We start from the raw sequence: 12,774 nt of genomic DNA, 5'->3' as shown, positions 1-12,774 counted from the left end.
ACGCCACGCGCGCGAAGCGAACTACTACGCTGCCTAGTTACTACCCTCCGATCCGCTGTGTGGACGGAGTGAGCCCGGTCGACATGGAGGACAAACCGTGACTGCCCTGAAAGCTGTGACCGCCCCGTCGGCGCGACGTCGCATGGCGACGGTTGCCGCGCTCGCCGCTGCCGCGGGTATCGCCCTGAGCGGCTGCAGTGCCGGCCAGCACACCCAGACCTCGTCGCAGGCCGCCGCGATCAACGGCAACCACGCGAACGTGGGCCCGATCTCCCTGCGCAACGTGCACATCGTCTACCCGGCCGCCCCGGCTGAGCACGACAAGGGCGGCAAGGCCGTGATCGCGCTGTCGATCATCAACGGCAGCGAGACCGTCACCGACGAGCTGACCAGCGTCACCACCGACCTGGGCACCGTGAAGCTCACCGGCCCGGCGGGCGACTCCAAGTTCGTGCTGAAGCCGCAGCAGACGGTCGTCGCGGGCCCGGTCAAGGTCACCGGCGGTGCGTCGGCCGACGATCAGCACGGCGCCGCGCCGACCACGTCCGCCGCGCCGACCACCTCGGCCGCGCCGACCACCTCCGCGGGCGGTCAGGACGTCCCCTCGATCGATCCCGCGGCCAAGCCCGGCACGATCGAGATCACCGGCCTGAGCAAGCAGATCTACCCCGGGCTGACCTACAACGTCACCTTCAACTTCAAGGGCGCGGGCACCGTGCAGGTGGCCGTCCCGGTCGACGCCGCCGAGGTCGACCGCGTCGAGAACGAGATGTCCGGCCCGGCCCCCGAAGGCGCCGGTCACTGAGACCAGGCCGAACAGAAAGCCGTCGCGGTTGCCCGCGGCGGCTTTTCTTTTTGTCGGAGCCGGTCCGTAGGGTGCGCGTGTGGCCAAGACCAAAGCAGTCTTCCGGTGCACCGCGTGCTCGCACGAGGTGTCCAAATGGGTGGGTAAATGCCCGGATTGCGGTGCCTGGGGGACGGTGAACGAGGTGGCCGTGTCCGCGGCGGCCGCGGCGCCGGGCAGGCGGGCGATGCTGCCGAGCACGGCGGCCGCGCCGCTGTCGCAGATCGACGCCAAGGTCACCCGGGCCCGCTCGACCGGGGTCAGCGAGCTGGACCGGGTGCTCGGCGGCGGCGTGGTGCCCGGGTCGGTGGTACTGCTGTCGGGTGAGCCCGGCGTGGGCAAGTCGACCCTGTTGCTCGAGGTCGCGCACCGGTGGGCCGCCCAGCGCGACGAGACCTCGCTGTATGTGACGGCCGAGGAGTCCGCCGGGCAGGTGCGGCTGCGCGCCGATCGCACCGGCGCGGTGCACGACCGGGTGTACCTGGCCGCCGAATCGGACCTGTCGATCGTGCTGGGGCACGTGGAACAGGTGCGGCCGACGCTGCTGGTGGTCGACTCGGTGCAGACGATGCTGGCGCCCGAGGTGGACGGCGTGATCGGCGGCGTCACCCAGGTGCGCGCGGTGACCGCGGCGCTGACCTCGCTGGCGAAAGCCAGCGGGATCGCGGTGCTGCTGGTCGGTCACGTCACCAAAGACGGCAATGTCGCGGGCCCGCGCACGCTCGAGCATCTGGTCGACGTGGTGCTGCAATTCGAGGGCGACAAGAATTCGGCGCTGCGCATGATCCGCGGCATCAAGAATCGTTTCGGCAGCGCCGACGAAGTGGGCTGTTTCGAATTGCACGAGGACGGCATCGCCTGCGTCGACGACCCGTCGGGCCTGTTCCTGCACCACCGCACCGACACCGTCCCCGGCACCGCGGTGACCGTCGCGATGGACGGCAAACGGCCGCTGGTCGCGGAGGTGCAGGGGTTGACCGTCAAGACCGAGATCCCGCAGCCACGGCGCGCGGTGAGCGGTCTGGACTACAACCGCGTCGCCATGGTGCTGGCCGTCCTGCAGAGCCGTGGGCGGGTGTTCCTCGGCAAGCACGACGTCTACGCCGCCACCGTCGGCGGCATGCGCCTGAACGAGCCGACGGCCGATCTGGCCATCGCGCTGGCCATCGCCTCCGCCGAGGCGGACATCGCGCTACCCGCGGGCTGGGTGATCCTGGGCGAGGTCGGGCTGGCGGGTGAAGTCCGTAAGGTGACCGGGCTGTCCCGGCGCTTGGCCGAGGCCGAACGACTCGGTTTCACCACCGCGCTGGTGCCGCCCGGTTCGGAGAAAACCAAGATCGGTTCGATGCGTATCCACGAGGTCGGTGACCTTCGCTCGGCGCTGCGATTGGCCGAACTCCGCAAATCACGCGCACCCCGGGATCCGGTCCCGGTGGAATAACTCCGGCAAACCCGGGATAACGCCGAAATCGACCATTCCCGTGCCAACAACCATTGACATGGCCGCCGATCATGCGAAGCCTGCAAATCCACCCGACTTGAACATGTGACTTACAGCGCACCCGCACAATGCCGGGCGCGCACGGTCGTCCGCGGCTAGGTCGCGAGGTTGAACGGCTCGGCTGCGCTGCGCACTGCGCCGAGCTGCGCCACCACCATGTAAGCCCCGGCGGGCACCGGCAGGCGCTCACCGGCGCACTCCGGCTGGGACGTGGTCCCGAACCAGGTGCCCTTGTAGGACAGCTGCTCACCGGCTTTGAGCGTCTTCACTTCCGGCGGTCCATCCGGGTTGCAGTCGTTGCTCGCCCACAAGCGCCGCTGCCCGTCGAGCGTGTACACCAGGAATTGCGGACCGGGACCGAGGTCGCGCGAACACGGCGCCGAGGAGATATTGGTGATGACGGTGCCGAACCCGGGCTGATCGCCCACCCGGTACGTAGGCTGGCCGACGGTCACCTTCAAGGCCAGCGACTGATCACTGCACGGCTCTGCCGCGGGCTGATCCGTCGCCGAGCTGGTCGCCGCGGCGCTCGAGGTCGCGGCGGCGCTGCTCGACGTCGCGCTGCTCGACTCGGCCGAACCGCTGCTGTCGGTCGAACTGCTCGCCGCGGCGGTGGTCGACGTGGCCGCGGCGCTGCCGCCGGACGAGTCACCGCCACGCGCCACCATCGTGACGAGCCAGATCACGATCGCGAGCGCGACGACGATGACGCCGATGGCGAGTGCGCGGCGACGCCAGTAGATCTCCGGTGGCAGCGGTCCATTCGGTTCCAGCACGCCTCAACGGTAAGCGCACCGCGCGGACCCGCGCTCGATGACCTCGGCGTGTCGGGGGTCGAACCAGGACGATCGCCCGGTTTCAGACCACCTCGCCGATGTTCCCGACGGCGCGACGCAGGTGCACGCGCCCGTCCTCGAGTTTGTAGGTGACGCTCGCGATCGCGCACTGGCCGGTGGCGACGCGCTGGGAGATGATCATCGACCGCTGCATGAGCAGCCGGCTGGTCTCCACGACGTGGCGCGCCTCGAACTCGTCGATCGAGCTGAGGCCCTCGCGACGGCCGACCAGGATCGACGGCGTGACGCGTTCGACCACGCTGCGGATGAAGCCGCCGGGTACCTCGCCGCCGTCGAGCGCGTCGATGGTGGCCTTCACCGCGCCGCAGCTGTCGTGTCCGAGGACGACGATCAGCGGCACGTCGAGCACCTCGACGCCGTACTCGATCGAGCCGAGCACCGAGCTGTCCACCACGTGACCCGCGGTCCGCACGACGAACATATCGCCCAGACCCTGGTCGAAGATCAGCTCTGCGGCTACCCGGGAGTCACCGCAGCCGAACACAATGGCGTGCGGATGCTGGCCGCTGACGAGCTTGGCTCGGTCGGCGGCGCCCTGGCTAGGATGCAGCAGGGTGTCGTTGACGAAGCGCTCGTTGCCTTCGCGCAACGACTTCCAGGCGCTTATCGGATTGGAACCAGGCATACCGATCATTGTGCACAGGCCATGGGTTACCAGCGAGTCCGCCGCGTTACGCGTCGGCAAAGATGGCCTGGCTGAGGCGGAACGGGAACAGTGAGTATCGACGCGGAAGTCTTGGTGGATTGGTTCACCGAAACGGCACGTGACCTGCCGTGGCGCAGGCCGGAGGCGACCGCCTGGCACATCCTGATGAGCGAGATCATGCTGCAGCAGACCCCCGTCGTGCGGGTCGAGCCGATCTGGCGGGAATGGGTGGCGCGGTGGCCGGTGCCCTCGGCGATGGCCGCGTCCTCGCAGGCCGAGGTGCTGCGGGCCTGGGGCAAGCTCGGCTATCCGCGCCGGGCGCTGCGGCTGCACGAGTGCGCGCGGGTGCTGGCCACCGAGCACGGTGACGTGGTGCCGACCGAGGTCGACCTGCTGCTGAGCCTGCCCGGCATCGGTGACTACACCGCCCGCGCAGTGGCCTGCTTCGCCTACGGTCAGCGCGTCCCGGTCGTCGACACCAATGTCCGCCGGGTGGTCGCGCGGGCCGTGCACGGGCGCGAGCCGGGCAACCCGTCCTCGCGCGATCTCGCCGAAACCGCGGCGCTACTGCCGATCCCCGTGCCGCGCGCCGCGAAGTTCTCGGCGGCGTTGATGGAGCTGGGCGCGCTGATCTGCACCGCCCGCAATCCCGACTGCGCGAATTGCCCGCTGCCCGCGTGCGCGTGGGTCGACGCGGGCAAGCCCGCCGCCGCGGTGGTCCGCAAGGCGCAGAAGTACGAGGGCACCGATCGTCAGGCGCGCGGCAGGCTGCTCGACGTCCTGCGCGACGCGTCGGGGCCGGTCGAGCGGGTTCGCCTCGATCTGGCGTGGACCCGCGACCCCGGCCAGCGGGCCCGGGCACTCGATTCGCTCCTGGTCGACGGCCTGATCGAGCAGACCGACGACGGACTGTTCGCGCTGGCCGGAGAAGGCGCGGCGGCGAGCTAGCCACCCGGCTGCGGACCGGCCACGCGCCCTTCGCCCCGCCGAGCACAGCCACGGCTGGCCCGCTTCGGCCGAGCCATCGGGCCCACCGACCGCGCTGACCTCGGGCGATTCAGCCCACCACGCGGCGCAGGAATCGGCCGACGTGGTCGCGGTACACCTCGGGCTGTTCGTCGTGCACCAGGTGCGCGGCCCCGGCGACGAGGACGTACTCCGCGTCGGGGTGCACCTCGGCCATCGTCCGCATCTGCCCCGGCGGGGTGATGGTGTGTTCGCCTTCGATGAGCAGCACGGGGACCGCCAGCGACTTCCACTCGGTCCAGAAGTCCCTGGTCCCCCACTCCTCGGAGATGGCGCGGAAGGTGTCGACCTCGCCGTGCAGCCGGTAGCCGTCGGGGCCCGCGGTGAACGCGCGCAGGAAATACGTGCCGGCGACCGGCCCGAAGTAGTCGAGCACCGCCCGATCGTCGGCGAACGGCTGCGGCCAGGAGTGGACCAGCTCGGCCCAGTGCGCGGCGGTGCGGCCGGTGAAGTCGGGGGCGATGTCCTCGACGACGAGGGCGCGGACGCGCTCGGGGTGGGTGGCGGCGAAGACCCAGCCGTGGATCGCGCCCATCGAATGCCCGACGATCACCATCGGCTCGGTGATCGCGGCGGTGAGCTCGGCGAGATCGGCGACGAACGCCTCGGTGGTGAGCTCGGCGGGCGGCACGCGACCGTGCCCCGCGGCGTCGACGGTGTAGAGGTGGCCGTATTCGCGCAGCCACGGCAGCTGATCGGTCCAGGTGCGCGCGCTGCCCATCAGCCCGTGCAACAGCAGGATCGGGACGCCGGTCCCGCCTTCGTCGTACAACACCCTGCCGATTGTGCCCCACACCGGGATGTTTCCCGCGCGGTCGTATTGTCGGCTCATGGCTGTTGTGAAGATCAATGCGATCGAGATCCCTGAAGGTGCCGGCCCGGAGCTGGAGAAGCGGTTCGCCGCCCGCGCGCACGCGGTGGAGAACTCCCCCGGTTTCCTCGGCTTCCAGCTGCTGCGCCCGGTGGCCGGCGACAACCGGTATTTCGTGGTGACGCAATGGGATTCGGAGGAATCCTTCGCCGCGTGGCGCGACGGTCCGGCTCGCGCCGCGCACGCGGGACACGGTGGCGAGGGCGAGCGCCCGAAGCCGGTGTCGACCGGTGCGTCGCTGCTCGAGTTCGAGGTCGTCCTCGACGTCCCCGCGAAGGCCTGACGCCGGCGTTTCCGCTGGACATACGGATGCGCGTATTGACGTGGGCGCCTGGTGACTGTCACAGTTCGAGGGAACATACGCGAGGGTGCGCGGTAATTCCGGTGAGAGTCCGGAGCGGTCGCGCCACTGTATCCACGTACCGGGTCCCCGGTGCCGGAGAGCCAGACACCGGCACCTTCGCACCACACTTCGACCATGGGACGCGTATCCCTGAGGAGGACCCGAATGGCTATCGCGCATTCACCCAGCCGGTCTACGGGCCTGGACACCCTGGCAACCGTGCTCGTCACGGTCGGTGTCGTTCTGCTTGCACTGCTCGCCCTGTACCTGGTCGGTTTCGACCAGGGGGCCGTCTCGCGTAGCGGGATGTTCCTGCACGAGCTGATGCACGACGGACGTCACCTGCTGGGCGTTCCGTGCCACTGACCGGATCACTCAAGACCCTGCTGTTACGTGGCCTGCTGGCCGGCTTGATCGCCGGCCTGCTGGCCGCGACAGTGGGCTATTTCGTCGGCGAGCCCCAGGTGGACGCCGCGATCGCCATCGAAGAAGCCGCGGCCGCTCCGGCCGATCATCCACACGAGGCGGCCGAGCCCCAGGGCCATTCACACGGCGACGGGGAAGAACCGCTGGTCAGCCGGACCGGTCAGAAGGCGGGTCAGTTCCTCGCTCTCGGCCTGGCCGGGATGGCGTTCGGCGCGTTGTTCGCCTCGGCCGTCAATGTCGCCCGCCGGTTCACCACGCTGTCCGGAGTCCAGTTGTCGCTGGCCTCGGCGGGATTCGCGTGGGCCGCGATCGTCGCGGTGCCGTTCTTCAAGTATCCGGCCAACCCACCGGCGGTGGGCGATCCGGAGACCATCGACAATCGCACCTGGCTGTGGGTCGCCGCCGTCGTGCTCGGCCTGCTCGCCGTCGCGGCGTCGGTCGCGGCGTACCGGGCGCTGGCCGGACAGCTGGACACGCTCCGGCTGATCGCGGGTGTGCTCGCGTTCGTGCTGGTCACCACGGTCGGCTACGTGCTGCTGCCGGGGGTGAACGAGGTGGCCGACGACTTCCCGGCGACACTGCTGTGGCAGTTCCGGGTTGCCTCGCTGGCCGAGACCACCACGCTGTGGGTCGCGTTGGGTCTCGCGTTCGCCGCGCTGACCGAATTCGCTTCCCGGCGTAGCACTCCGGTAGCAGGGCAGGTCGCTACCGCAGGGTGATCCTCGCGGGTATCGCGTCCGGGCAGTGTCGGTGTCATGACCGGCACTGCCTTTTCCGTTTCCGTTCCCGACTCCCGGCCGCGCGCGGTGAGTGTCGCGTTCGGCGGTCTCGTCACCGCGCTCGCCGCCGGTGCCGCCGAAGGACTGCTGCGTGCTGTACGTGGCGGTGGTGAGTTCGCCGCGACCGCGTCGGGGCTGCTGCCGCGGCTGGCCATCTACCTGATCGTCGCGGCGGTGGCGATGTACATGGTGCACGGCAGCCGCGTCGCGCGTGCGCTGCTCACCGTCGGTATCGGGGTGGTCGGCCTGCTCTCGCTGATCATCGAGCCGCTGGCGGTGCTGCTGTCCACCGACGACTTCGGCGCGCTGTTCGCCGGGCTGTCGCCGTCGTCGGCCGTGCTGGCCGGCTGTCGCACCGTCCACATCCTGGCCGTGGTGATCGCGATTCCGGCCATGTACACACCGGCGGCCCACCGCTGGTTCACCCAGCGCTAGCCGGACAGACGCGCCGGTGGGCGGCATCTCGGGAACCAGATGCCGCCCACCGGGGTGATCAGATCAGTTCGGCGTCCAGCTCGACCTCGGCCACGCCCGCGAGGGCCTTGCTGACCGGGCAGCCGTTCTTCGCGGCGGTCGCGGCGGCGGAGAAGCCCTCGGCGTCCAGGCCCGTGGCCACGGCGCGCACGGTCAGCTTGATCTTGCTGATCCGGAAGCCACCGGCCGGGTCCGGACCCAGCGTCACGTCGGCGGTGACGTCCAGGCTCTCCGGCGTACCGCCCGCGTTGGCGATTTCGGCCGACAGTGCCATCGAGTAGCACGACGAATGCGCGGCGCCGATCAGCTCTTCCGGGCTGGTGCCCTCGGCGGTGTCGGCCACTCGGCGCGGGAAGGTCACATCGAACTTGCCCGCACCGGAGCTGACCAGTTCGACCTGCCCGGAACCATCCTGCAGTCCGCCTGCCCAGAGGGTGCGTGCGCTACGAGTCGGCATGCCGATCCTTTCGATTCGTTGGGTGTTGCGTCCGATGACGAACCTACTCGGATCCCGGCCGGTCTCGGCCCGGGTTCACGCCTCAGGCGACGGTGCCGGTGACCTCGTCCAGGCGTTCCAGCATCTCCGGCCACACCTGCTGGTGCAGGTCACGGATGGCGGCGGTGGGGAACCCGGAGTGCCGCAGGCGCAGCCGGATACCGCGGGGCTGCTTGAGGAATTCGGCCGCGACCACGGTCTCCACGCCGTCGGTAGCCGCGGTGACCCAGGTGAACTCGACCCGGCGGTTCTGTTCCAGCAGCAGGATTCGGCCGTAGTGCGGGTTGCGCTTGTCGGCCGTGCCGGTGTCGAAGTACAGGGGTTCGTTGACGCCGGGTCGCCCGAGCACCGATCCGGGAACGGCCAGCCACAGGTCCAGGCCCTGGGTCCAGGCCGCGTAGAGCAGGCTGGGCGAGGCTTTCATCACGCGCTCGACCGTGAGCTCGTGCGGTCGCGCAGACAGGTCCGGGGGGCGAACTGGCTGGTCCATCAGCCGACCTTACCGGCTCGGACCGGCCGTTCGCCGCATCGGGTGCGCGACAGCGTCACTCGGGATTGGTGACCCTGGCCAGCACGATCCCGCCGAGAATCAGCGCCAGCGCCAGCATCCGGCCAGCGCTGAGCGGGTCCTTGTGGACGAGGACGCCGAGGCTGATCGCGCCGAGCGCGCCGATGCCGGTGAACACCGCGTACGCGGTGCCGACGGGCAGGGTGTGCATGGCCCGCGAGAGCAGGTACACCGCGAGCGAACCGAGGGCGATGCAGAGCAGGGTCGGACCAGGTTTGGTGAAGTTCTCGGTGGGCTTGATGGTCTGCGACCAGATGATCTCGACGAGGCCGGCGAGGCCGAGGACTACCCAGCTCATTTCACGTAATCCTTCGCGAGCAGGCGAACGTCGGTCAGCGCCGCGGCAAGCGAGGCCTCGTGCGCGTCGCGCAGGTGGGCCAGGTTCGGATCCTGGACGGCGTTGGCGAGTTCGGCGTTGACGAACACGGTGTCGGTCACGGCGTAGTGGCCGGCGAAGAAGTCGCGCAGGTAGCGCTCCTGATAGTCGAAGGCGGCCTTCGGCGCACCCGCCGAGTAGGCGCCGCCGCGCGCGCTGACCACCACGAACCTGCGCTCCCCCAGCGACATTCGCGGGAAGGTGATCTGGTCGAGCCAGGCCTTGAGCGCGGCGGGGATCGAGTAGTTGTACATCGGGGTGCCGATGAGGATGACGTCGGCGGCGAGTACCTGCGCGAGCAGCGGTTCGACGATCGCCACGGCGGCCAGGGCCGCGGGCGTCACGGCCAGTTCCGGGAGCCGGTCGAGGTCGGTGCTGCCCGCGGCGAGGACGGCGTCGCAGAGCTCGGTCCAGCCCTCGCCGATGAACGGCACCGGCTCGGCGGCCAGATCGCGGTAGGTGTACACGCCGTCCGGCTCCGCGGCGCGCCACGACTCGACGAATTCCGCGCCGAGCCGACGGCTGACCGACCGGGTGCGAGCGCTGGCGTCGAGGTGCAGCAGGTGTGTCATGGTCGAGCCTTTCCAGAAATGGACATCATGTCCGTTTGTCGATACCCCTCGACCATAGGATATAAATGGACACACTGTCCACATAATCGTTTCTGGGCTACAGTCGAGACCATGGAGCCTCGATCCGACCTGCTCACCGGCACGGCGCTGGACGCACCGCAGCCCGCCGAGCGCACCGACGCGGCCCGCAACCGGGCCAAGGTGCTGGCGGCCGCCGCGGAACTCTTCGCCACCCGTGACCCACGCACCGTCACCATGGACGACATCGCCAAGGCGGCGGGCGTCGGCCGCGGCACCCTCTACCGCCGCTATCCCGACCGCACCGCCATCGCCGTCGCCCTGCTCGACGAGCACGAGCGCACACTGCAGGAACACCTCCTGCGCGGCGACCCGCCGCTGGGCCCCGGCGCACCACCGGCCGACCGGCTCGCGGCGTTCTACGCCGCGATGATCGAATTGCTCACCGCCCACGCGCATCTGGTCCTCGGCGCCGAGACCGGCGGGGCCCGCTTCGCGACCGGCGCGTACGGGTTCTGGTCGGCGCACGTGCGGGCGCTGCTGGCCGAAGCCGGTGTCGCCCAGCCGGATTCCCTGGTCGACACCGTCCTGGCGCCGCTGGCCGCCGAGGTCTACCTGCAGCAGCGCGAGCGCGGGTTGTCGGCAGAGCAGATCATCGACGGACTGACCTCGCTCGCCCATCGGCTGCTCGACCGGCCCTGATCTGTCGGCCCCCGCCGCTAATGTCACGCGGGTGACGACACTTCCGACCGACACCGAAACCGCCCGATTCTGGGCCCTGATCGAAACCGCCTGGGAGCGCACCGGTTCCGCCGATGCTCGCGACGCCCTGCTCGGCGGCGATTACGACCACGACCTCCTCGACCGGTTCATCGACGCCCTGCGCTCGTTGAGCACCGATTTCACCAGCGCCGAGCTGACCGCCCTGGACCGGGTCGCCGAGCGGGCGCTCTACGAGATCGACCGCGCCGATATCCAAGCGATCACCGACGGCTCCGACGACGGTTTCCTGTATGCCCGCGGCTTCATCGTCGCCATGGGCCGCGAGCACTACGACGCCGTGCGCGCCGACCCGGAGGTCGCCGTGCCCGACGCCGAGTGCGAGGAGCTGTGCTACTTCTTCGCCCACCTGCACGACAAGCTCTACGACGGGTTCCCCGAGACGGGTTCGGGCATCTCCCGCGAGTCCGCGTCGAACCCGCTCGGGTGGCCCTGAGGGTCAGATCAGGTCGCGGCGCGCCATCAGCCAGATCGTGGCGCACGCGAAGACCAGGACATCCGCGCCGAGCACGGCCAGTGACTCGCCGCGGCCGAGGATGTCGAGGACACCGGGGGTGGCGGGGCCGTCGACCGTGCGCATCGCGCCCGCCAGCGAACCCGCGGCGGTGCCCGGCAGCAGGTCGGTGACCGTCTCGAGCGGACCGAGGATGCCCGCCACCCCGCGCAGCAGGTTCTCGACGACGAGCACCCAGATCAGACCGAGGCCGACGGCGAGCGCCGGACCACGGGCGATGGTGCCGATGAGCGCGCCTGCCAGCGTCCACATACTCAGAATGGCCGCGCCGGAGCCGATGCCGAGCACGGATCGCGTCAGCGACGGCAACACGAGCGGCCGGCCCTCGCTCACCGCGATGAGCGAGGCCACGCCGAGGTCGACGGCGAACGCCACACAGACCAGCGCGACCACCACGACCAGCAGGCTCAGCAGCAGACCACCGACGGCCGCCGGACGGCTCGGGCCCTGGGTGAACACGGTCTTCCAGGTGCCCCAGCCGTAGCCGCTGCCCACCGCGAGCGCGCCGAGGACGAGCATCAGCGCGCCGCCGAACATCGCCATGCCCTGGGTGAAGACCTCGGGAACGGCGGCGGGCAGGAGCTGGCCGAGCAGGACGTCGCGGGGCAGGCCGTCGGACATGGCGCCGCTCTCGCCCGAGGTGTAGGCGAGGTAGTTGAACAGGTAGGCGAAGGTCAGGTTCAGCAGGATCCAGACACCCAGGACGATCCAGAACGCGGGCCAGCGACCCAGCCGCACCGACTCCGCGCGCATGCTCGCCCACAGATCCCTTGTCACACCGGTCATTTCGCTACCTCCACAGCTGTCATCTCGAAGAACACCGCTTCCAGGGATTTCTCGTCGACCCGCAGTTCCAGCAGATCGGCGCCCGCCGCCAGCACCGCGCGCGCCACCTCGGGCGCGGTGGCGGCCGTCGTCTCGACCCTGATGCCGTCGGCGTTCGCCCGGGCGGGCGCGACGGCGCGGATGGCCGTGAGCGCGATGTCCGCGGGCTCGGCGCGGACGACGAGCGTTGCGCTGCCGCGCAATTCGGCCACCGTCGATTCGGCGAGCAGGCGGCCGCCGGAGATCACGCCGACCCGATGGCAGATCTCCTGCACCTCGGCGAGCTGATGGCTCGACAGCAGCACGGTGTGCCCGTCGGCGGCCAGATCGACGATGAGCGTGCGCATTTCGGCCAGCCCGGCCGGGTCGAGGCCGTTGGTCGGCTCGTCGAGGATCAGCAGATCGGGGTCGCCGAGCAGGGCCGCGCCGACGCCGAGGCGCTGTTTCATGCCGAGTGAGTAGGTGCGGAAGCGGTCGTCCGCACGGTCGGCCAGGCCGACGCGGGCCAGCGCCCGCTCGACGTCGGCGGCGCCGTGACCGCGGTAGTGGGCGAGCACGCGCAGGTTCTCGCGGCCCGAGAGGTAGGGATAGAAGCCGGGGCCCTCGATGAGGACGCCGATGCGGCGCAGGACCGCCGGGTCGCCCGGGGCCAGGCCGCGCACCAGGGCGGTGCCCGCGCTGGGCCGGATCAGGCCCGCCAGCATGCGCAGTGTGGTGGTCTTGCCCGCGCCGTTGGGGCCGAGGAAGCCGTAGATCTCCCCCGCGGCGACTCGCATGCTCACCGCGTCCACCGCGAGGTACTCGCCATAGCGTTTGGTCAGCCCGTCGGTGACCACGATCGAATCGTTCATGGGAATC

Annotated in this window: 18 protein-coding genes; 9 read left to right on the top strand and 9 right to left on the bottom strand. The window is 70.1% G+C overall.

What is annotated here, in order from left to right; genetic code table 11:
- The first annotated feature begins 97 nt into the window (after positions 1–97).
- Positions 98–805, top strand: a complete 708-nt coding sequence (locus tag NV348_RS18640) for a copper chaperone PCu(A)C domain-containing protein (RefSeq protein ID WP_447148030.1) — start codon at positions 98–100, stop codon at positions 803–805.
- A gap of 79 nt (positions 806–884) precedes the next feature.
- Positions 885–2,285: a DNA repair protein RadA gene (gene radA, locus NV348_RS18635; RefSeq protein ID WP_447148029.1), complete on the top strand. Its 1,401-nt coding sequence runs from the start codon at positions 885–887 to the stop codon at positions 2,283–2,285.
- A 155-nt stretch (positions 2,286–2,440) separates the two neighbouring features.
- On the opposite strand, the gene NV348_RS18630 is transcribed toward radA, so the two are convergent.
- Together NV348_RS18630 and NV348_RS18625 are read right to left on the bottom strand one after the other, a co-directional pair.
- Positions 2,441–3,121 carry a hypothetical protein gene (locus NV348_RS18630; protein ID WP_447148028.1) on the bottom strand — a complete coding sequence of 227 codons (681 nt, stop codon included), beginning with the start codon at positions 3,119–3,121 and terminating at the stop codon, positions 2,441–2,443.
- 82 nt (positions 3,122–3,203) lie between these two features.
- Positions 3,204–3,827, bottom strand: a complete 624-nt coding sequence (locus tag NV348_RS18625) for a carbonic anhydrase (protein ID WP_447148027.1) — start codon at positions 3,825–3,827, stop codon at positions 3,204–3,206.
- Between the two features lie 90 nt (positions 3,828–3,917).
- Here NV348_RS18625 and NV348_RS18620 point away from each other — a divergent pair, with 90 nt between their 5' ends.
- Positions 3,918–4,796: an HhH-GPD family protein gene (locus NV348_RS18620; RefSeq protein ID WP_447148026.1), complete on the top strand. Its 879-nt coding sequence runs from the start codon at positions 3,918–3,920 to the stop codon at positions 4,794–4,796.
- Positions 4,797–4,905: 109 nt separating this feature from the next.
- Here NV348_RS18620 and NV348_RS18615 read toward each other — a convergent pair whose 3' ends face one another.
- Positions 4,906–5,649 (bottom strand): alpha/beta fold hydrolase, encoded by a 744-nt coding sequence (locus NV348_RS18615; RefSeq protein ID WP_447148025.1) that lies wholly within the window; start codon positions 5,647–5,649, stop codon positions 4,906–4,908.
- 55 nt (positions 5,650–5,704) lie between these two features.
- On the opposite strand from NV348_RS18615, the gene NV348_RS18610 reads away from it, so the two are divergent.
- From NV348_RS18610 to NV348_RS18595, 4 genes are all read left to right on the top strand, one after another.
- Positions 5,705–6,028, top strand: coding sequence for an antibiotic biosynthesis monooxygenase family protein (locus NV348_RS18610; protein ID WP_189029711.1), 324 nt, complete (start codon positions 5,705–5,707; stop codon positions 6,026–6,028).
- 225 nt (positions 6,029–6,253) lie between these two features.
- Entirely contained in the window at positions 6,254–6,454 is a 201-nt protein-coding gene (locus NV348_RS18605; RefSeq protein ID WP_019044677.1) for a CbtB domain-containing protein, read from the top strand.
- Positions 6,445–7,233, top strand: a complete 789-nt coding sequence (locus NV348_RS18600) for a CbtA family protein (protein ID WP_447148024.1) — start codon at positions 6,445–6,447, stop codon at positions 7,231–7,233. Before NV348_RS18605 ends, NV348_RS18600 begins: the two co-directional genes overlap by 10 nt.
- Positions 7,234–7,269: 36 nt before the next feature.
- Complete coding sequence (locus NV348_RS18595) at positions 7,270–7,728, top strand: hypothetical protein (protein WP_447148023.1); 459 nt, start codon at positions 7,270–7,272, stop codon at positions 7,726–7,728.
- 58 nt (positions 7,729–7,786) lie between these two features.
- On the opposite strand, the gene NV348_RS18590 is transcribed toward NV348_RS18595, so the two are convergent.
- The 4 genes from NV348_RS18590 to NV348_RS18575 all read right to left on the bottom strand — a co-directional run bounded on the left by NV348_RS18590 (position 7,787) and on the right by NV348_RS18575 (position 9,779).
- Positions 7,787–8,224, bottom strand: a complete 438-nt coding sequence (locus NV348_RS18590) for an OsmC family peroxiredoxin (RefSeq protein ID WP_447148022.1) — start codon at positions 8,222–8,224, stop codon at positions 7,787–7,789.
- A gap of 82 nt (positions 8,225–8,306) precedes the next feature.
- Entirely contained in the window at positions 8,307–8,753 is a 447-nt protein-coding gene (locus NV348_RS18585) for an SRPBCC family protein (protein ID WP_255588351.1), read from the bottom strand.
- A 55-nt stretch (positions 8,754–8,808) separates the two neighbouring features.
- Complete coding sequence (locus NV348_RS18580) at positions 8,809–9,129, bottom strand: DMT family transporter (RefSeq protein WP_379311091.1); 321 nt, start codon at positions 9,127–9,129, stop codon at positions 8,809–8,811.
- The gene (locus NV348_RS18575; RefSeq protein WP_447148021.1) at positions 9,126–9,779 is read right to left on the bottom strand and encodes an FMN-dependent NADH-azoreductase; all 654 of its coding nucleotides are present in this window, start codon (positions 9,777–9,779) and stop codon (positions 9,126–9,128) included. The genes NV348_RS18580 and NV348_RS18575 overlap by 4 nt, the downstream gene beginning before the upstream one ends.
- 111 nt (positions 9,780–9,890) lie before the next feature.
- Here NV348_RS18575 and NV348_RS18570 point away from each other — a divergent pair, with 111 nt between their 5' ends.
- Together NV348_RS18570 and NV348_RS18565 are read left to right on the top strand one after the other, a co-directional pair.
- Positions 9,891–10,499 (top strand): TetR/AcrR family transcriptional regulator, encoded by a 609-nt coding sequence (locus NV348_RS18570; protein ID WP_447148020.1) that lies wholly within the window; start codon positions 9,891–9,893, stop codon positions 10,497–10,499.
- A 31-nt stretch (positions 10,500–10,530) separates the two neighbouring features.
- The gene (locus NV348_RS18565; RefSeq protein WP_447148019.1) at positions 10,531–11,013 is read left to right on the top strand and encodes a DUF4240 domain-containing protein; all 483 of its coding nucleotides are present in this window, start codon (positions 10,531–10,533) and stop codon (positions 11,011–11,013) included.
- 3 nt (positions 11,014–11,016) lie between these two features.
- Here NV348_RS18565 and NV348_RS18560 read toward each other — a convergent pair whose 3' ends face one another.
- Together NV348_RS18560 and NV348_RS18555 are read right to left on the bottom strand one after the other, a co-directional pair.
- A complete protein-coding gene (locus tag NV348_RS18560; protein WP_447148018.1) occupies positions 11,017–11,877 on the bottom strand; it encodes an ABC transporter permease in 861 nt (286 codons plus the stop codon).
- Positions 11,874–12,767, bottom strand: coding sequence for an ABC transporter ATP-binding protein (locus NV348_RS18555; protein WP_447148017.1), 894 nt, complete (start codon positions 12,765–12,767; stop codon positions 11,874–11,876). Before NV348_RS18555 ends, NV348_RS18560 begins: the two co-directional genes overlap by 4 nt.
- Positions 12,768–12,774 lie beyond the last annotated feature (7 nt).

This window comes from Nocardia fodinahabitans, assembly GCF_052983615.1.
This window is presented reverse-complemented; position numbering and strand designations above follow the sequence as displayed.

Bases quoted from the DNA above. Each gene is read 5' to 3' on its own strand.
- NV348_RS18625 (WP_447148027.1), bottom strand. From the start codon at position 3,827: ATGCCTGGTTCCAATCCGATAAGCGCCTGGAAGTCGTTGCGCGAAGGC.
- NV348_RS18610 (WP_189029711.1), top strand. From the start codon at position 5,705: ATGGCTGTTGTGAAGATCAATGCGATCGAGATCCCTGAAGGTGCCGGC.
- NV348_RS18605 (WP_019044677.1), top strand. From the start codon at position 6,254: ATGGCTATCGCGCATTCACCCAGCCGGTCTACGGGCCTGGACACCCTG.
- NV348_RS18595 (WP_447148023.1), top strand. From the start codon at position 7,270: ATGACCGGCACTGCCTTTTCCGTTTCCGTTCCCGACTCCCGGCCGCGC.
- NV348_RS18590 (WP_447148022.1), bottom strand. From the start codon at position 8,224: ATGCCGACTCGTAGCGCACGCACCCTCTGGGCAGGCGGACTGCAGGAT.
- NV348_RS18585 (WP_255588351.1), bottom strand. From the start codon at position 8,753: ATGGACCAGCCAGTTCGCCCCCCGGACCTGTCTGCGCGACCGCACGAG.
- NV348_RS18580 (WP_379311091.1), bottom strand. From the start codon at position 9,129: ATGAGCTGGGTAGTCCTCGGCCTCGCCGGCCTCGTCGAGATCATCTGG.
- NV348_RS18575 (WP_447148021.1), bottom strand. From the start codon at position 9,779: ATGACACACCTGCTGCACCTCGACGCCAGCGCTCGCACCCGGTCGGTC.
- NV348_RS18570 (WP_447148020.1), top strand. From the start codon at position 9,891: ATGGAGCCTCGATCCGACCTGCTCACCGGCACGGCGCTGGACGCACCG.
- NV348_RS18560 (WP_447148018.1), bottom strand. From the start codon at position 11,877: ATGACCGGTGTGACAAGGGATCTGTGGGCGAGCATGCGCGCGGAGTCG.
- NV348_RS18555 (WP_447148017.1), bottom strand. From the start codon at position 12,767: ATGAACGATTCGATCGTGGTCACCGACGGGCTGACCAAACGCTATGGC.